This is a genomic window from Halomonas sp. C22, from assembly GCF_007655045.1.
In the GTDB taxonomy this organism is placed as follows: Bacteria; Pseudomonadota; Gammaproteobacteria; order Pseudomonadales; family Halomonadaceae; genus Vreelandella; species Vreelandella hamiltonii.
In genome coordinates this window covers 1-17,861 of the sequence record NZ_VBVC01000014.1, presented here as the reverse complement: position 1 = coordinate 17,861, position 17,861 = coordinate 1, and the positions used below count along the sequence as shown (strand labels likewise).

At 61.5% G+C, this 17,861-nt stretch carries 17 protein-coding genes and 1 pseudogene; 13 read left to right on the top strand and 5 right to left on the bottom strand.

Translation table 11 applies throughout. From position 1 onward, the window contains the following. Window positions 1-69 precede the first annotated feature (69 nt). Window positions 70-2,631, bottom strand: coding sequence for a heavy metal translocating P-type ATPase (locus tag FEU76_RS17535; RefSeq protein ID WP_144984706.1), 2,562 nt, complete (start codon window positions 2,629-2,631; stop codon window positions 70-72). Next, window positions 2,598-3,041, bottom strand: a complete 444-nt coding sequence (locus FEU76_RS17530; protein ID WP_144984775.1) for a MerR family transcriptional regulator — start codon at window positions 3,039-3,041, stop codon at window positions 2,598-2,600. Before FEU76_RS17530 ends, FEU76_RS17535 begins: the two co-directional genes overlap by 34 nt. 268 nt (window positions 3,042-3,309) lie before the next feature. Between FEU76_RS17530 and FEU76_RS17525 the strand changes: the two genes are divergently transcribed. The 8 genes from FEU76_RS17525 (at window position 3,310) to rimI (ending at window position 11,113) form a co-directional block, all read left to right on the top strand. After that, window positions 3,310-4,665 carry an OmpP1/FadL family transporter gene (locus FEU76_RS17525; protein WP_144984703.1) on the top strand — a complete coding sequence of 452 codons (1,356 nt, stop codon included), beginning with the start codon at window positions 3,310-3,312 and terminating at the stop codon, window positions 4,663-4,665. A gap of 235 nt (window positions 4,666-4,900) precedes the next feature. Beyond that, a protein-coding gene (prfB, locus tag FEU76_RS17520; RefSeq protein ID WP_139790145.1) for a peptide chain release factor 2 occupies window positions 4,901-5,999 on the top strand; the annotation gives its coding sequence in 2 pieces (ribosomal slippage) (window positions 4,901-4,975 and window positions 4,977-5,999; 1,098 coding nt in all). Window positions 6,000-6,033: 34 nt separating this feature from the next. Further along, entirely contained in the window at window positions 6,034-7,545 is a 1,512-nt protein-coding gene (gene lysS / locus FEU76_RS17515; RefSeq protein ID WP_144984700.1) for a lysine--tRNA ligase, read from the top strand. Window positions 7,546-7,634: 89 nt separating this feature from the next. Continuing rightward, window positions 7,635-8,021: a hypothetical protein gene (locus tag FEU76_RS17510; RefSeq protein WP_016916012.1), complete on the top strand. Its 387-nt coding sequence runs from the start codon at window positions 7,635-7,637 to the stop codon at window positions 8,019-8,021. 89 nt (window positions 8,022-8,110) lie between these two features. Next, window positions 8,111-9,514, top strand: a complete 1,404-nt coding sequence (locus tag FEU76_RS17505; RefSeq protein ID WP_096923341.1) for an MFS transporter — start codon at window positions 8,111-8,113, stop codon at window positions 9,512-9,514. A 42-nt stretch (window positions 9,515-9,556) separates the two neighbouring features. After that, on the top strand, window positions 9,557-9,865 hold the full coding sequence (locus tag FEU76_RS17500) for a BolA family protein (protein WP_039183366.1): 309 nt from the start codon (window positions 9,557-9,559) through the stop codon (window positions 9,863-9,865). Then, window positions 9,862-10,683, top strand: coding sequence for a hypothetical protein (locus tag FEU76_RS17495; RefSeq protein ID WP_260851421.1), 822 nt, complete (start codon window positions 9,862-9,864; stop codon window positions 10,681-10,683). The genes FEU76_RS17500 and FEU76_RS17495 overlap by 4 nt, the downstream gene beginning before the upstream one ends. Further along, the gene (gene rimI, locus FEU76_RS17490) at window positions 10,667-11,113 is read left to right on the top strand and encodes a ribosomal protein S18-alanine N-acetyltransferase (RefSeq protein WP_144984697.1); all 447 of its coding nucleotides are present in this window, start codon (window positions 10,667-10,669) and stop codon (window positions 11,111-11,113) included. Before FEU76_RS17495 ends, rimI begins: the two co-directional genes overlap by 17 nt. On the opposite strand, the gene FEU76_RS17485 is transcribed toward rimI, so the two are convergent. Beyond that, window positions 11,110-11,304, bottom strand: coding sequence for a cell division protein ZapB (locus FEU76_RS17485; RefSeq protein WP_016916017.1), 195 nt, complete (start codon window positions 11,302-11,304; stop codon window positions 11,110-11,112). The genes rimI and FEU76_RS17485 overlap by 4 nt on opposite strands. Before the next feature lie 105 nt (window positions 11,305-11,409). Then, window positions 11,410-12,030, bottom strand: coding sequence for a 16S rRNA (guanine(966)-N(2))-methyltransferase RsmD (rsmD, locus tag FEU76_RS17480; RefSeq protein ID WP_186299164.1), 621 nt, complete (start codon window positions 12,028-12,030; stop codon window positions 11,410-11,412). 90 nt (window positions 12,031-12,120) lie between these two features. Here rsmD and ftsY point away from each other — a divergent pair, with 90 nt between their 5' ends. From ftsY to FEU76_RS17450, 5 genes are all read left to right on the top strand, one after another. Further along, entirely contained in the window at window positions 12,121-13,446 is a 1,326-nt protein-coding gene (gene ftsY, locus FEU76_RS17475; protein WP_144984694.1) for a signal recognition particle-docking protein FtsY, read from the top strand. Then, entirely contained in the window at window positions 13,443-14,111 is a 669-nt protein-coding gene (ftsE, locus tag FEU76_RS17470) for a cell division ATP-binding protein FtsE (protein ID WP_016916020.1), read from the top strand. The genes ftsY and ftsE overlap by 4 nt, the downstream gene beginning before the upstream one ends. Next, the gene (ftsX, locus tag FEU76_RS17465) at window positions 14,108-15,166 is read left to right on the top strand and encodes a permease-like cell division protein FtsX (RefSeq protein WP_144984691.1); all 1,059 of its coding nucleotides are present in this window, start codon (window positions 14,108-14,110) and stop codon (window positions 15,164-15,166) included. The genes ftsE and ftsX overlap by 4 nt, the downstream gene beginning before the upstream one ends. Window positions 15,167-15,372: 206 nt before the next feature. Then, the gene (gene rpoH, locus FEU76_RS17460; RefSeq protein WP_039182315.1) at window positions 15,373-16,242 is read left to right on the top strand and encodes an RNA polymerase sigma factor RpoH; all 870 of its coding nucleotides are present in this window, start codon (window positions 15,373-15,375) and stop codon (window positions 16,240-16,242) included. Window positions 16,243-16,835: 593 nt separating this feature from the next. Beyond that, window positions 16,836-17,603 carry an amino acid ABC transporter substrate-binding protein gene (locus FEU76_RS17450; RefSeq protein ID WP_144984688.1) on the top strand — a complete coding sequence of 256 codons (768 nt, stop codon included), beginning with the start codon at window positions 16,836-16,838 and terminating at the stop codon, window positions 17,601-17,603. A 120-nt stretch (window positions 17,604-17,723) separates the two neighbouring features. On the opposite strand, the pseudogene FEU76_RS17440 reads toward FEU76_RS17450, so the two are convergent. Next, a pseudogene (locus tag FEU76_RS17440) lies at window positions 17,724-17,861 on the bottom strand (ISL3 family transposase); the annotation flags it as partial.

Sequence of the window (17,861 nt, the reverse complement as noted above, 5' to 3'; positions counted from 1 at the left end):
GCGTGCCGCCCCAGAACCACCAGACGATGGCCGCGATCAGCGCAAGGCCTATCAGGTTCACCAGTAGGTTCATGATCGTGGCTCCTGTGGCGATAGGGCAGTGGCCGGGCGCCAGCGCCTCAAGCGGTTGGCGTTGCTCACCACGGTGATGGAAGAGAGCGACATGGCGGCCCCGGCAATCATGGGCGAGAGTAGCATGCCGGTGAACGGGTACAGCACACCGGCGGCGACAGGAATGCACAGCACGTTGTAACCGAACGCGCCCACCAGGTTCTGCTTGATATTGGTGAGCGTTGCCCGGCTGATGGCGATGGCGTCCGCGACCCCGTGCAGCGAGCCGCGCATCAAGGTAATTCCCGCACTCTCGATGGCGACATCGGTGCCTTGGCCGATGGCAAAGCCCACGTTGGCGCGCGCCAGAGCCGGGGCGTCGTTGATGCCATCGCCCACCATGCCAACGATCTCTCCCGCTTGCTGCAAGCGCTCGATTTCGGCGTGTTTGTCTTCTGGTAATAGCCCCGCACGGTACTCCTCGATGCCCACTTCCCGGGCAATGGCAGCAGCGGCGTGGGAATGGTCTCCTGTCAGCATGATGACGTTGACGCCTTCTTGCTGCAGTCGCGCGACGGCCGCTTTGGCGTCGCTGCGCAGCGGGTCGCTGATGCCGAAGAGGGCGATCAATTGGCCGTCCACCGCCAGATACACCAGCGTGCGTGCTTTGTGTTCCAGTGGGCCGGCAATGGCCTGCCCAGCCGTCAGGTCGACGCCTTCGTTGACGAGCAGCAGTGCGTTACCCAGCAGCAACGTTCGGCCATCCTCGGTACGCGCCTTGACTCCGCCCCCGGTCACGCTATCGAAGCCGCGAATCTCAGCAGCCTTGGCACCCGCTGCTTCGCTATAGTTGGTCAATGCTGCGGCGAGCGGGTGCTCCGAGCGGCGCTCTAGTGCCAGGACATAGCCGAGTGCGGTGTTGGCATCGCCGTGCAGTATCTCGGCGTCTGTCACGCGGGGCTTGCCCTCGGTCAGCGTACCGGTTTTGTCCACCACCAGGGTGGTGAGTTTGCTGGCGGTTTGCAGGGCCTCACCGTTTCTGACCAGCACTCCCTGTTCAGCGGCCTTGCCCACGCCGATCATGGTGGATATCGGTGTGGCCAGGCCCAGCGCGCAGGGGCAGGCGATGATCAGCACGCTGGTGGCGGTGACCAGCATGTGGATCACCCGAGGCTCGGCGCCCAGGTTGAACCAGGCCAGCGCAGTGAGCACGGCAATGATCATCACCGAGGGCACGAAGATACTCGAAATCCTGTCGGCCAGCTCGCCAATCGGCGGGCGCGAGTTCTGTGCACTGGCCACCTGCTCGGTGATCTGCCCCAGGCGTGTATCGGCCCCGACGCGGGTGGCCTGGTAGACCAGGCTGCCTTTGCCGTTCACGGTGCCAGCGCTGACGTCGTCTCCCATGCGCTTTTTGATGGGCAGCGGCTCACCGGTGAGCATGGACTCATCAATATGGCTCTCGCCTTCCAGCACTTTGCCGTCCACCGGCAGGCGCTCGCCGGGGCGTACGCGGATGTGGTCGCCTTGACGGACTGCGTCGATGTCGACTTCTTGCTCTTTACCATCGCGCACCACCCGCGCCGTGCGGCTTTGCAGATCCAGCAGGCGTTTCAAGGCGTTGCTGGTGCGACCGCGGGCCTTGAGCTCCAGCGCATTGCCCAACAGAATCAGGCCGATCACCATGGCAGAGGCTTCAAAATAGATGCCGTGCGCCACATCAGGCAACCAGGGGGCAAAGGCCACTACCACCATGGAGTAGAGCCAGGCGGTGCCGGTGCCCATGGCCACCAGGGTGTCCATGTTGGCTTGATGATGCTTGAGGTTCTTCCATGCATTCACAAAGAAATGGCGACCAGGAAAGACCAGGATGGCCAGGGTGAGCAGGCCAATCACCAGCCAGAACAAGCGCCCCATCCCCACCGGGTGTGGGTGATAGAAAAACATACTGAGCATGAGCGGTAGCGCCAAGGCGAGTGAGTACGCACTACCCTTCAGGCGCGTTTGATAGAGCCGCGCTTCTTGTTCTGCACGCGTCTCTTCGGCGGCGCGCATATCGACAATCGGTTCGGCGCTATAGCCTGCGGCATCGACGGCGGCCAGCAGCGTTGCTGCATCGACATGGCCAAATACCTGGGCGGTATGGGTCGCGAAATTGACGCTGGCCGTATCCACGCCTTGTGCGCGTTCCAAGGCTTTCTGGACGCTTTTGACGCAGCTGGCGCAGGTCATGCCGGTGATGGCCAAGCGTATTCGCTGGCTGCCTTGGCGGGAGCGTGGCGTGTCAGCCGTGTGGGTCGCTGCCGTCGAGTCGTTACCTTCGACCTCGGTTTTGGTGTCGTCAACAGCTGGCGGGGCCAGCTCGCTGGGGGGGTAGCCTGCCTGTGCGAGGGCGTCATCCAGAGCCGTCATGCTCAGGGTGGTGGCAACCTCCAGGCGTTTGTCGGCTGGGAAGCCGATTACCTCGGCAGTGGCGTCCTCGGCGAGAATTGCTTCCCGCATGCGCTTGACGCAGCCCTGGCAGTTCATGCCGGGCACGGTGCGGGTCAGCGTTGTGGGCGGTGCGGGGCGTTGGGGCATGCTGCCTCCTCGGGAAAACTTTCGATCAAGCGGCACAGGCTGTGGCCATCGGGGGTGCCGTCGGGCATGGCCTGCCAGCTCTCCAGCGCCTGCTCCATGCGGTGCGCCAGCGCTTCCAGCTCGGCAATGCGCGCCCTGATTTGCGGCAGGCGATGGGCCAGCAGGTCGCGTACCAGCGGGCAGGGCGAGTCGCCCTGGTCGGCATGGGCCAGAATGTCGCGTATTTCGGCTACGCTAAAACCCAGTTTGCGGGCGCGCTGAATGAAGTGCAGGCGCTCCAGGTCCCCAGCGGTGTAGAGCTGATAGCCATTGTCTGGATGCCTGCTCGGCGTTAAGAGGCCTTCACGGGTGTAGTGACGCACCGTTTCCGCCGTGACGCCACCGCGTTTGGCCAGTTCACCGACTTTGATGGCGCTCACGAAGCCTCCTTTTTGACACCGCTTTCGAAAAAGATAGTGTAAAACCCTTGGGTAACCCATAGGTCAAGGGCTGCCCTTATCTCCATCGAAATGACTAAAACACTGATTTCAAACGACCGTGCGACTAATGTATAAGTAAAAAACAAAATAAAACGCTCGTTTGCCCTTGAACCAAACCCTACATTGGGCGAAAACTTAGGTGTCAGAACAATGCGGATGGAACGCACCGTCCGACGGATCATCGGGAGAGAGGCCCACCATGAATAATAACTTCAAGAAGCTGACCCTTGCGGCTGCCATCGCAGCGGTGGCCTTCACTGGCCAGGCGCAGGCGGGCGGGTACCAGATCAACGAACAGAGCGTCAGTGGCCAGGGCTATGGCCATGCTGGGCGTAGCTCGAACGTCAACGACGCCACCATCGTGTTCGGTAACCCTGCGGGTATGTCATTCCTGGATCGCGCCCAGGTGACGGCGGGCGGTACTTACCTGAACGTGAACTCCGACATTCGTAACGTGGAAGCCAGCCGCACACTTGATGCGGGCGTGGCGGTGGGTGGCGCACCTGCCGGTATGCAGGTGCCGATTGGTGGCGTACCCGGTACCAACGATGGCGACATGGTGCCAGGCACCCTCATACCGTTTGCTTTCTATGCTCAGCCGGTCAATGACCGCTTGGCCTTTGGCTTTGGCGTGTATGCTCCCTTTGGTTCCAAAACCGACTACGAAGATAGTTTCCAGGGCCGTTACTTTGGCGACTACACCGAAATCCGCGTGGTCAGTGCACAGCCCACGGTTTCCTACCGCTTCAACGACCAGTGGTCGGTAGGTGCCGGTGTGACCTATAACCGCGTCGACGGTGAGCTGCGTCGTCAGCTGCCCACGGGGCCTGGGTTCGACCCGGCCACGGATGTCGATTCTCGCGTGGAAGGGGATGACGATGCCTGGGGTTACAACCTGGGGGTGATCTATCAGCCTGTTCCTGAAACCACGTTCGGCCTGACCTATCGCTCCAAGGTGGACTACACCCTGGATGGCACCTTCGTGGCGCGTGACCCTGCGGGCAACGTGGTGCGGGCGGATGATAATGCAACGCTGGATTTGACCACGCCTGAAACCATCAACTTCTCGTTGACGCAACAGATGAGTGATCGGCTGAAGCTGATGTTTGGCACTTCGTGGGTACGCTGGAGTCGCTTCGATCAGATTCTGGTCCAGGGCAGCCAGGGCGATACCATTACCCAGGAGCAGCAGGATTACTCCAACGCCTGGGCGTTCGCGACCGGTGGCGAGTACCAGTTGACACCGCAGCTTGCCCTGCGTGCAGGCGTCACGCTCGACTTCACGCCCACCAGCGATGAGTTCCGCAGCGTACGTATTCCGTCAGATGACCGGCGCATTTTCTCGATTGGCGCAGGCTGGAGCCCCACGCCAGACCTGACGCTTGACTTCGCCTACTCCTACCTGACCGAGCGCGGCACCTTCGTCGAGCAAGAACGGCGCGACCTGCTGGCCAGCGCACAAACCGGCGGCCAGCCCATTGGCGGGGTGAACTACTCGGCTGACTACAAGAACGAAGCCCATGGCTTCGGTGCTCAGCTGACCTATCGGTTCTGATGTGACGGCTCGCGCTTACTGATCGACTGACCCGGCTTCGGCCGGGTTTTTTGCTTTCTCAGGGTGGGTGCGATTGGCAGCGGGTTTGGTTACAATGCCTGCCAGAATGTCGCCGTTGGGGTGGCGGGCACCGTCTCAGGTGGCCAGGCCGTCCCAACGGCGACTGTCTCTTTTGCGGCGCGAGGCGACCCCCGCGTCAGCGAGCTTTATTTACCGACCAAGATTAGGGCGATCCATGCTGGAAACCAACCCGATTCACAACCAGATCAAGGACCTGTCTGAGCGGACAGACGTTCTTAGGGGGTATCTTTGACTATGCCGAGCGTAAAGATCGGCTAGAAGAAGTTTCCCGCGAGCTCGAAGACCCCAACGTCTGGAACGACCCGGAATACGCCCAGAAACTGGGCAAGGAACGGGCCTCCCTGGAAGCCATCGTGGCCACCATCGACGAGCTGGAGCAGGGCCTGGCGGATAGCCGCGACCTGTTGGAGCTGGCCGAGATGGAAGAAGACGAGGCCACGGTCGAGGAAGTCCGCAAGGAGCTGTCCGGGCTGCAAGATGCGTTGGAAAAACTCGAGTTTCGCCGCATGTTCTCGGGAGAAATGGACGAGAACAACGCTTATCTGGATATTCAGTCAGGATCGGGCGGCACCGAAGCTCAGGATTGGGCCAACATTCTGCTGCGCATGTACCTGCGCTGGGCCGAAAGCCACGGCTTCAAGACCGAGATCATCGAAATCTCTGCCGGGGAAGTCGCGGGTATCAAGTCGGCGTCGCTGCATATTCAGGGTGACCATGCCTTTGGCTGGCTGCGTACCGAAACCGGCGTCCATCGTCTGGTGCGCAAGAGCCCCTTCGACTCGGGTGGTCGTCGCCACACCTCGTTTGCCTCCGTCTTTCTGTCGCCAGAAATCGACGACAGCTTCGAGGTCGAGATCAACCCGTCGGACCTGCGCGTGGATACCTACCGCTCCAGCGGTGCGGGTGGCCAGCACGTCAACACCACCGACTCGGCGGTGCGGATCACCCACGAGCCCACCGGCATCGTGGTGGCCTGTCAAAACCAGCGTAGCCAGCATGCCAACCGCGACTTCGCCATGAAGCAGTTGAAAGCGAAGCTGTGGGAATTCGAAATGCAAAAGCGCAACGCTGCCAAGCAGGAAGCGGAAGACTCCAAGGCCGATATCGGCTGGGGTAGCCAGATTCGCTCTTACGTACTGGATGATCAGCGCATTAAAGATCTGCGTACCGGCGTTCAGTCCAGCAACTGCGACAAGGTGCTCGACGGGGATTTAGATCAGTTTATCGTCGCCAGCCTGAAGCAGGGTTTGTAATCTTTTTAGCGTTTGAACATGAATAGGGTGCCCGATGGCTAACCAAGACGCGTCTTCTCTCGATAACGAAAATCACCTGATCGCCGAGCGCCGTGCCAAGCTGGCGGCCCGCCGTGAGCGGGCGGCCGAGCAGGGCAAAAGCGCTTTCCCGAACGATTTCCGCCGCGACAGCCTCACCGTTGAGCTACATAACCTGCTGGGCGAGAAAGACAAAGCCGAGCTGGAAGCGCTGGACCACCAAGCGTCGGTGGCCGGGCGCGTGATGCGCAAGCGCGGCCCTTTTATCGTGATTCAGGATGTGGCTGGCCAGATTCAGCTCTACGTGGACAAGAAAGGGCTGCCGGAAGACGTGCTGGAGGACATCAAGGGCTGGGACATCGGCGATATCGTCGCGGCCCGCGGCCCGGTGCACAAATCCGGCAAGGGCGACCTTTACGTCATGATGGTGGAAGCGCAGCTGCTCACCAAGAGCCTGCGCCCCCTGCCGGACAAGTTCCATGGCCTGACCGACCAGGAAGCGCGCTATCGTCAGCGTTACGTAGACCTGATCATGAACCCGCAGTCGCGCAAGGTATTCGAAACCCGTGCGGCGGTGATCAGCTCCATGCGGCGCTTCTTCGAAGCGCGCGGCTTCATGGAAGTGGAAACGCCCATGCTGCAGCCGATCCCCGGTGGAGCTGCGGCGCGCCCTTTCATTACCCACCACAATGCGCTGGACATCGACATGTACCTGCGCATCGCGCCCGAGCTGTACCTCAAGCGTCTGGTGGTCGGCGGTTTCGAGAAGGTCTTCGAGATCAACCGTAACTTCCGCAACGAAGGGCTCTCCACGCGCCACAACCCCGAGTTCACCATGGTGGAGTTCTACTGGGCCTACGCGGATTACCGCGACCTGCTGGACATGACCGAAGCCATGCTGCGCACGGCGGCTCAGGAAGTGCTGGGCACCACCACGCTTACCTACCAGGGGGCCAGCTACGACTTCGGCCAGCCCTTCAAGCGCCTGACCCTGCGCCAGGCGATTCTGGATCACGGCGACGGCATTACCGAGGCCGACCTGGCGACGCTGGACGCTGCTCGCGCGGCTGCCGAGAAGCTGGGTATCAAGGTGAAAGAGAGCTGGGGCCTGGGTAAGCTGCAGACCGAGATCTTCGAGGAAGTGGCCGAGCACAAGCTCGACCAGCCCACGTTCATTACCGAATACCCCGCCGAGGTGAGCCCCTTGGCGCGTCGCAACGACGCCGACCCGTTCGTCACCGACCGCTTCGAGTTCTTTGTCGGTGGGCGTGAAATCGCCAATGGTTTCTCGGAGCTGAACGACGCCGAAGACCAGGCGGAGCGTTTCCGTGAGCAGGCAGCCGAAAAAGACGCCGGGGACCTGGAAGCCATGTACTACGATGCCGACTACGTTCGTGCTCTGGAGTACGGCATGCCGCCCACGGCAGGCGAAGGCATCGGGATCGACCGGCTGGTGATGCTGTTTACCGACAGTCCCTCCATTCGAGACGTGTTGTTGTTCCCGGCGATGCGCCCCGAGGTTGATTAACGTTAAACGTCGCACGGGCGGACGAAAAGTTGGTAAGGGCGCGTTTTAGCGCCCATAATGGTCAACGTTTCGACGGCGAGGAGAATCCCATGAAACTGCTAAATCGCTCTGCCTTGAGCGTCAGGCCGACCCAGACCTTCGTGGACTGGATCAATGCGCTCGAACCCACCATGGGAGACGACGACCTGACCCTGGCCGACGTCGAGCGTGAAAGCACGGTGTATCTGATTCCCGAAATGGATACCCCGGAGGCGCTGGAGACGTTTGTCCGCGACCGGCACGTGGAGATTCTGGAAACCGAGCTGCGCGCCTGGGAAGAGGATGAGCGCCAGTGGCCCGAAAAACTCGACTGGGCACTGTTCGAGGATTTCCTGCGCGTCGAGCACAGCTATCTGGCCATCGACCTGGATGACGAGACGGCCCTCGAGATCTCTGACGTTGACGATGCCCTGCTGCTCGACAACGAACAAGATTAGCGTGCTATTATTTTTAGCGTAAGCGCACTGTGGAACCGGCTTCGGCCGGTTTCGTCGTTTCAGAGGGGGTTGTTCAGGAAGTGATGACCATGCGACTGTTCGAAACTCGTCCAGGTGACGACGGCCTGCCCGGGCCAGAGCGACGACTGGCCGTGCTGGCCTTGGTGACCGGTACCTTGATGGCGGTCATGGATACCACCATGATCAATCTGGCGTTACCGACGATTGCCGCCGACCTGGATATCCCGGCGTCTCGGGCCGTCTGGATCACCAACCTGTTTCAAGTGGTATGCGCCGCCTTTTTGCTGGTGTTTGCCGGTATCAGCGAGCTGGTCACTCGGCGGCGGCTGTACCTGTTCGGCATCGGCCTGTTCATGGCCGCTTCGCTGGGGGCAGCGTTATCCCGCCAGTGGGAGTCATTGCTGGTGTTTCGCGCCTTGCAAGGGCTGGGCGCTGCCGCCACCCTCTCCATAGGGCCATCGCTCTATCGAGCCATCTTCCCGTCGCGGCTGTTGGGCAGCGCGCTCGGCTTGAGTGCGCTGGTGGTGGCCGGGGGCTACGCGGCTGGCCCGACCTTGAGTGGCGTCATCCTGTCGTTCGCCGATTGGCCGTGGCTGTTTGCGCTGAACGTGCCCCTGGGGCTCTGCTCGCTCTGGCTGGCGGGCCGGGCCTTGCCACGTGACATTCCCCGGCAGGGCGCCTTCGATACCCTGGGTGCGCTCTACTCCATGCTGATGCTGGCCAGCTTCTTCGTGGCCATGGACGCCGTCGGGCACGCTGCGCCCCTGTGGCAAAGCGGGGGCTGGGCACTGCTGGCCGTACTGGCGTGCGGGCTGTTTATCCGCCGTCAGCGGCACGCCCCTTATCCGCTGCTGCCGCTGAGCGTCTTTGCCGAAAAGCGTTTTACCCTGGCCGTGTCGGCTTCTGGACTGGCGTTTATCGGCCAAGGGCTGACCTTCGTGGCGCTGTCGTTTTTCTATCAGGAGCAGATGGGCTTTTCACCGCTGGAAACGGCCTGGCTGTTCACCCCGTGGCCGCTGGCCATCATGCTGGTGGGGCCGCTGGCGGGCAGGTTGGCAGATCGTATCAACCCTAGCCTGCTGTCGAGCACGGGCCTGGTGCTGCTGATCATCGGGCTGGTGGCGCTGGCGCAGGTCGATGAAGGCACTGGCGTGGCGGGAAGCCTGTGGCGCACGGCGCTGTGCGGCATCGGTTTTGGCCTGTTTCAGCCGCCCAACAACCGCGAAATGATGGGCAGCCTGCCGCCGGAGCGTAGCGCCAATGTGTCAGGGGTCATGAGCACCATGCGCACGGTCGGGCAGTCTTTCGGGGTGGCCCTGGTGGGGGCTGCCCTGGCGCTAGGAGCGCCCGTTCAGCTGACCCTTTGGCTGGGGGCGGCCACCACGCTTCTGGCGCTGCTGGCCAGCCTGTCGCGTATTCGCGTGGCGCAGCAGGCGTTATTGGCGCGGCGGGCATCGTCGGCTGGCAAGTAAGGGCGTACAATGGTGGCGTTGCGGACAGAAGGAGAACGCCCCATGGCGATACAGACACAGATCGAGCAGAAGTTGGCGGCGCTGACCCCTGAGCTGCTCCAGGTCGAAAACGAAAGCCACATGCACAACGTGCCGGCCAACTCTGAAACGCATTTCAAGGTCACGCTGGTCAGCGACAGCTTCGAAGCCATGATGCCGGTGAAACGCCACCAGCAGATCTATGCGCTGCTGGCCGACGAGCTGTCGGGGCCGGTGCACGCCCTGGCGCTGCACCTCTACACGCCCACCGAGTGGCAGGCCCGAGGCGGTGCGCGCCCCGATTCGCCCAACTGTCGTGGCGGCGAAAAGTGACACCGGAAGCCGCGCGAAGGCACTATCTGGAGGCCATGGGCATTACCGCCTGGGCCTCCCGCTATCAACTGCCCAACGCACTCCCCACGCAAGCCTGTGAATGGGAAGACGCCCCTGCCAAGGCGCCGCCGCGCGAGCGCCTGCACGCCCTGCTGGACGATGCTCCGCCGCCGCGCCCACGGCCCGCTGCGGCAGAGGCCAGCGCCCCCGCGCCTGCCAGTTCCCATGCCGCCCCCCAGGCGGTGCGCGCGCTGCTGGGCGGCCAGCCTGTCGAAACGCCTGCGCCGCAAGCGTCAGACGATGCCGTACCCGAGACCCCCAAGGCAGTGGCCAAACCGCTGGAGTTCAGCCTGTCCTGCGTCTGTCTCGGTGGCCGCTGGCTCAGCCTGTGCGAAGGCGACATGTCGCCTCCCGAGCAGCAGCTGTTGGCCAATATGCTGCGTGCGGCAGGATTTTTGAAAGGCGAGCTGCCCACGGTGGTCACTTTCAAATGGCCGCCGATGGCCACCGCATTTACCCCAGAGGACCCGTTGGAAGAAGCCCAGGAGGGACTGGCTGCCTTCGTCTCCGGCGCGGCCAGCCGTCAGGGCTGGGCGTTGGAAAACGTGCTCTGGTGGGGCGCGAGCGATGCCGTCGAGGCATCGGCCATGGCGCAGGTGATGGCCCTGACCGATGGGCGGAGCCGCAGCTTGTCCTTGCCGGTATGGGAGGCGCCAGGGTTATCGGCATTGATGCAGCAGGCCGGGGCCAAACGTGCCCTGTGGCCACGGTTGGTGGCATTGGGGCAGCAATGGAGCCCGCATGATCACTCGGCTTGATGGCCAGCACGCCGAAGGAGTGTGCTCGCTCGAAGCGCAGGCGCGCAGCGGAGCAAGTCGCGCCCAGTTGCTGGCAGCGCTGCAGGACGAGCAAGCCTGGGTGGCAGGGTATTGGCAAGAGAGTGTTCTGCTGGGCTATGCGCTGCTGGTCAGGCTGCCCTTCGATGCCGAGCTACAGGCCATTGGCGTAAGCCCTGAGGCACAGGGGCAAGGAGTGGGGAGGCAGTTGCTGGACGCCTGCGTGGCTGTGGCCAGGCAGTGGTCATCCGAGCGGCTATTGCTGGAAGTGCGCGCTGGCAACCAGCGGGCCATAGCGCTTTATCGTCGGGCGGAGTTCGCACAGGATGGGTGCCGTAAAGGCTACTACCCGGCCGCTGAAGGGACGACCGGGCGAGAAGATGCGCTGCTGATGTCGCGGTCGTTGCTTTAAGAGGCGCTGCCCCCTTCGATACCGTCGAACTTGCTGAGGACACCCTGCAGGCGACGCTCCCACTCTTCGCGCTCCTGCTTCAGCTGGCTGTTTTCATTGCGAAGCTCTTCGTTTTCCAACTTCATCATCTCCAACGCCTCGACGGTGTCGGTGACTTTCTGCTCCAACTGATTGAAAAGCTCCAGGCTCATGCCTACCTCCGGTGACGATCGGCAGGCAGCGGCCTGCCGACATGGGAATGAATAACGATGTCGATGCGCCGAGCGTAACGCTGCGGAGAGTCGTCGGCAAGCGCTTTACGCAGGCCCGCGACGATAGAGTCGGGCAACGCTTTCACCCGCCCGGGTTTCTCTATGCAACTGCCAGTTGGCCGGGACTTCCGGGGTTAGCGTGTGCTCGGTTTCGAGATAGATCATGGCGTCGTCGGCCAGCCAGCCACCTGCCTCCAGTTGGGCGCAGCAAGGTGCTGCCAGCCCCTGATGGAAGGGGGGGTCGAGAAACACCAGCGCCATGGGGTCGCCGGGCTGGGCGAGAAATGCCTGCGCCTCCTGGGTCACCACGTGCCCCTTGAGTGTGCCCAGGGTGGCCAGATTGTCGCCGATGAGTGACGCCACCGCCGGGGTGCGCTCGACGAAGGTCACGGCAGCCGCTCCCCTGGAGAGCGCTTCGATACCCAGCGCACCGGTGCCTGCGAACAGATCGAGGACGCGCTGGCCGTAAAGCGCCTGGCCCAGCCAGTTGAACAGGGTTTCACGCACCCGGTCCGGCGTGGGGCGCAGCCCCGGCTGGTCGAGTACCGGCAGCAAACGGCGGCGGTAGTCACCACCAATGATGCGCAATTTTCCCGGTGGCCGAGTCGTGCCATGGGATGCAGAAGCGCCGCGAGGCGTTGAGCGAGAGGAGCGTTGTCGTTTCATGACGCGGATTGTAGCGGGCAACTTATCCAAAGTCTTGGCCTGCGGTGGTAGGATAATCGCAATGTTCACCTATTCAGTCGGATGACCCTTATGTTCGGTTTTTTCAAACGCAAGAAAAAGCACGACTCCCAGCAGGAGCCGCAGGAAAGTCAGGATCCGTCGCTAGGCGCTGAGCCCTCCGTCAGCGAGCGTGACACACCGGCTCCCGCGGCGGAAGAGGCCGCGCCAGAGGTGCCGCGCGAAGACGCGCCCGCCAGCGCCAAGGCGCTGGATGAGCCGCTATCTTCGCCAGCCACCGAGGAAGAGGCGCCGCTGCCCCAGGACGAAGAGCCGGTGCACAGTGAGCTTGTGGAACATACTCTGCCAGAGCCAGAGCCAGAGCCAGAGCCAGAGCCAGAGCCAGAGCCAGAGCCAGAGCCAGAGCCAGTCAAGCCCGCGCTACAAGAGAAGCCGGTGGCCGAGCAGGGCGAGAAGAAGGGCTGGTTTGCACGCATCAAGTCGGGGCTGGGCAAGACCCGCGCCAACCTGACCGATGGCTTGGCCGATCTGTTTCTGGGCAAGAAGCATATCGATGACGAGCTGCTGGAAGACCTGGAAACCCAGCTGTTGATGGCCGATGTGGGCATCGAAGCCACCAGCGAGATCATCGAGCGCCTGGAAGCGCGGGTGTCCCGCAAGGAACTGAACAACCCGGAGGCGCTGTATCGCGGCTTGCAGGAAGAGCTGGCCGCGCTGCTGGGACCGGTCTCCACGCCGCTGGATGTCCAGAGCGCCAATGGCGGGCCCTTCGTCATTCTGGTGGTGGGGGTCAATGGGGTGGGGAAAACCACCACCATCGGCAAGCTCACCCAGCGTTTTCAGCGCGAAGGCAAGAGTGTCATGCTGGCCGCGGGGGATACCTTCCGGGCGGCCGCCGTGGAGCAGTTGAAGGTCTGGGGTGAGCGCAACAGCGTTCCGGTGATTGCTCAGCACACCGGCGCGGACAGCGCATCGGTGATTTACGATGCGGTGGCGGCGGCCAAGGCTCGTGGGGTGGACGTGCTGATTGCCGACACGGCCGGGCGGCTGCATAACAAGAGCCACCTGATGGAAGAGCTCAAGAAGGTGCACCGTGTCATGCAGAAGCTGGATGACACCGCACCCCACGAGGTCATGCTGGTGCTGGATGCGGGCACGGGCCAGAACGCCATCTCCCAGGCCAGCACGTTCAATGAAGCGGTGCCGATCAGCGGCATCACGCTGACCAAGCTGGACGGTACCGCCAAGGGCGGCATCATCTTCGCGCTGGCCAAACAGCTGGAGACGCCCATCCGGTTCATTGGCGTGGGTGAAGGTCTGGACGACCTGCGCCCCTTCGATGCCCACGATTTCGTCAACGCACTGTTTGACCGCCAGGGAGACGATGGCCGCGCATGATTGCCTTCGAGCATGTGGGTAAGCGCTATGGAGGGCGCTTTGATGCGCTGGCGCACCTGAACTTCCGCGTGGCCAGAGGCGAAATGGTCTTTTTGACCGGCCACTCGGGGGCAGGCAAAAGTTCGCTGCTGCGGCTCATCATGCGTCTTGAAACTCCTAGCCGGGGCCGGGTGGTGGTGGCGGGGCACGATATTGCCCAGCTGCACCCCAGTCAGGTGCCGTTCTACCGCCGCCAGATTGGCGTTGTGTTTCAGGACCACCAGCTGCTGTTCGACCGCAGCGTGTTCCACAACGTGTCGCTGCCGCTGGAAATCCAGGGCGTCGAGCCACGAGAGGCCGCCCGGCGGGTGCGTGCCGCCCTCGACAAGGTAGGTCTCTTGCATCGCGAGAAAGCGCTGCCCATCGAACTTTCTGGTGGTGAGCAGCAGCGGGTGGGCATTGCGCGGGCAGTGGTCAACAAGCCAGCCTTGCTGCTGGCGGATGAGCCCACCGGTAACCTCGACCCACAGCTATCGGCGGATATCATGGGGCTCTTCGAGGATTTCAATCGGATTGGCACGACCATCATGATCGCCAGCCACGACCTGGCGCTGATTGCCCGGTTGCGTCACCGCATTCTGCGTTTGCAGGATGGTCGTCTGGTGGGTGACGAGGGAGCCTTATGAAGCGTTCGACACCCCGCCACCCTGCCACGCCGCGCCAGGGTGGCGCTGCCCCGCGAGCCAGACGCGCTGCACCCACCCCGTCTTCACCGAGCGAAGCGCCAGCACGCAAGGGGGCGCGTTCGCAGCAGACACGTTTCAGCAGTCGCCTGCGTGCCTGGGGCAGGCACCATCGTGCCATGGCCATCGACAGCCTGTACCGGCTGGTGCGCCAGCCGCTGGGCAACCTGCTGACCATGCTGGCCATTGCGATTGCGCTGGTGCTCCCGGCCGCGCTCTGGCTGACACTGGACAGCGCTCGCCTGCTGAATACCGAGCTGGATGAAAGTGCGACGCTGACGGTCTACCTCGACGTTGCCGTGGACGAAGCGCAGGCGGCGCGCATAGAAGAGGCGGTCGTGGCAGATGAAGGCGTGGCGCAGACGCGCATGATCAGCCCGGAAGAGGGCATGGCCGAATTCCAGCAGTCGCTGGGTATCGATGACACTTTGGCGGGGCTGGATGACAACCCGTTGCCCACCAGCATCGTGATCGCACCGCAAAGCGTCGACCCCGATGCCATGGCGGAGCTGGCCCATCGGCTCGAAACCCTCACTGGCGTAGACGAAGTTCGTGTCGATCTGGCCTGGGTGGAGCGGTTGCGCCATTTAGCCGAGCTGGGACGCCGGGTGGCGCTGGCGCTGGGCGTTCTGTTCGGCTTTGGCGTCTTGCTGGTGGTGGGCAACACCATACGCCTGGCGGTGGAAAGTCGTCGCCGAGAGATCGAGGTGGTGATGCTCATGGGGGCCACCCATGCCTTTGTCAGGCGGCCATTTCTCTACAGTGGTGCCTGGTACGGCATTGGGGGAGGCGTGATTGCGCTCGGGTTGCTGGGGTTGGGAAATCACTGGCTATCGCTGCCAGTGGCGGCCCTGGCAGCCAGCTATGGCGCCAGCTTCACTTTGCCGCAGCTGGATGTGACGGGCTCTACAATTCTGCTATCTTGCAGTACACTATTGGGCTGGTTAGGCGCATGGCTGGCAGTGACCCGCCACCTTTCCAGTATCCGCCCGCGTTAGGTTCACGGCGCAGGACATCGGGCAGTCATGGTCATGTCATCTCAGGTTAATGGACCAGTGACAAGCTTGAAAGAGGTGCTACCGCTGATGAACTGGCCTAGTGAACCTTGACGGTTGGCCAGGGTCTTATCAGTCAATTCCAGATGCGCTGGCCGAGTATCGCTTGCGCGTCGACCACGAAAGGTTTTAAGGGAGGCCATCTGCACATGAGCACTAGTCTTCTACCGGTGGGACAGCTTTCACCAGGCAATGACCTGGGTGGCTACATTCAAGCGGTGAATGGCATCGCGGTGCTGAGCGTCGAAGAGGAGCGCGAGCTGGCGTTTCGTCTTTACGATGAGGGCGATCTTGAGGCAGCACGTCGATTGGTGCTATCGCACCTTCGTTTCGTGGTGCACATTGCTCGCAGCTACTCCGGTTACGGTCTGCCGCAAGCGGACTTGATTCAGGAAGGCAACGTCGGTTTGATGAAAGCCGTCAAGCGCTTCGATCCCAATCAAGGGGTACGCTTGGTGTCGTTTGCCGTGCACTGGATCAAAGCCGAAATTCATGAGTTTGTGCTACGTAACTGGCGTATCGTCAAGATTGCCACCACCAAGGCACAGCGCAAACTGTTCTTCAATCTGCGCAGCGCCAAGAAGCGTCTGGCCTGGTTGAACAATGACGAAGTCAACGCCATCGCCAAGGACCTGGACGTCAAGCCGGAAATCGTGCGTGACATGGAAGGCCGCTTGTCGGCGTTCGACGCTGGCTACGACGCAGCGCCCGGCGATGACGACGAGAGCGCTTATCAGGCACCTGCCTACTTCCTCGACGACGCTTCGGCAGACCCGGCGACGCAGCTGGAAGATAGCGACTTCGAAGAGGATTCGACGCGCCGCCTTCAGCTGGCCTTGCAGGCACTGGATGACCGCTCTCGGGATATCCTCCAGCGCCGCTGGCTGACCGATGACAAAGCCACGTTACATGACCTGGCCGATGTCTACGGGGTGAGCGCCGAGCGTATTCGCCAGCTCGAAAAGAACGCCATGAAAAAGCTTCGTCAGAAAATGGGTGATACCGCTATCGCCGCATGATGAAAGGTGGTCGGGTGGCGCTGCTGCCTAATGTCACTGTCCTATGCTGAAAAGCCCATGCTGAAAAGCCCGAGCCCGAAAGGGGTCGGGCTTTTTGCTTGGTGCAGGTTGCCTGATACGGCAACGCCCGCGACTATTTCCGCACCTTTGCTGTTTTCCTGTCGGGTTTTCCTGCTAGATTCCCCTTTGGGCATCGGGCCCGATGGCGGAGAGACAAGGATGGGTAAGGTTCACTTTATTGGCGGTGAGAAGGGTGGTGTAGGCTAGTATGCCAAGCTCCCACAAAAAATCGACTTCAATAACAGCAGTTTCTGGGCAGTGGCCAACGACCGCCGTTTGATGAACATTGCTGAACGCCAGCGTATGAAGGTGTGGTTACGTCTTGCTTATGCGCAGCTAGAAGAAGTGTTAATGGTACAAGGCCGGTAAGAGTCGTGCTTACTACTGATGCTTTCTAGTTCCAAAAGATCATAAGAAGGAGGTTTATTATTTCTTTTTTGCTGGTATCTTGTCTGCATTGCGCTGGTGGTCAGTATCTCATCGCCAGCGCCTCCGTATCAGCTGTGGGCCCAAGGGTCTAATGAGGAAATACCATGTTGAACGTAAGCCGTTTGAAAAAAACTGTGATGGCGCTCTCCTTGGGCGTTGTGGGCTTAGTGTCTGCTGCCGCTCAGGCCGATACACTGCGTGTGGGCATGTCCGGTGGTTACTTTCCGTTCACGTATGTTGAGCAGAACGAGCTGAAAGGCTTTGAAGTTGATGTGATGAATGCGGTAGGGGAGATCACCGGCGACGAGATCGAATTCGTGACCGCGAGCTTCTCGGGCTTGGCAGGCATGTTGGAATCGGGCCGCATTGATACTATTGCCAACCAAATCACCATTACCGATGAGCGCAAAGCCAAATATGCCTTTACCGCGCCTTATGTATACGACGGTGCCCAAGTGGTCGTGCGTGCAGGTAACGATACCATCAACGGCGTTGAGGATTTGTCCGGTAAAAGCGTGGCGGTGAACCTAGGATCTAACTACGAGCAGCTGCTGCGCGAGCAGCCGAATGCCGATGAAATTGATATCCGCACCTACGAATCCAATGTGGAGCAGGATGTCGCGCTAGGCCGTGTCGATGCCTTCGTGATGGATCGGGTGAGCGCTAGCCAAGTGATCAGCGAGCGCGGTTTGCCGCTCGCGTTGGCAGGTCAGCCGTTTACCACCATCGAAAACGCGCTGCCGTTCCGTGACGACGAGGAGGGGCGGGCGCAGCGCGACCGCGTCGACGCTGCGCTGTCTGAACTTCGAGAAAACGGCACGCTGGGTGAAATCTCCCAGAAATGGTTCGATACTGACATCACGACGCCATAAGCTCGGCGAACCTCTGATGATGGCGGCCGTGGCATGACCACGGCCGTTTTGCTTATAAGCGAGGGTATACGGATTTAATGGTTGATGGGGCACCTTTACCCCACCAACCTGATACCATTATCAGATGGTTGATAGATCGACTCCGTAGTTGAGTTCCTCTGCGAAGTCCGGCAGTCCGTAACCGATGGTTTTCTTGTAGAAAGGAGAGACCTTCGCAGTCGGTGCCTTCTTCTTGTGCTTCGTGGTGTAGAGCATTCG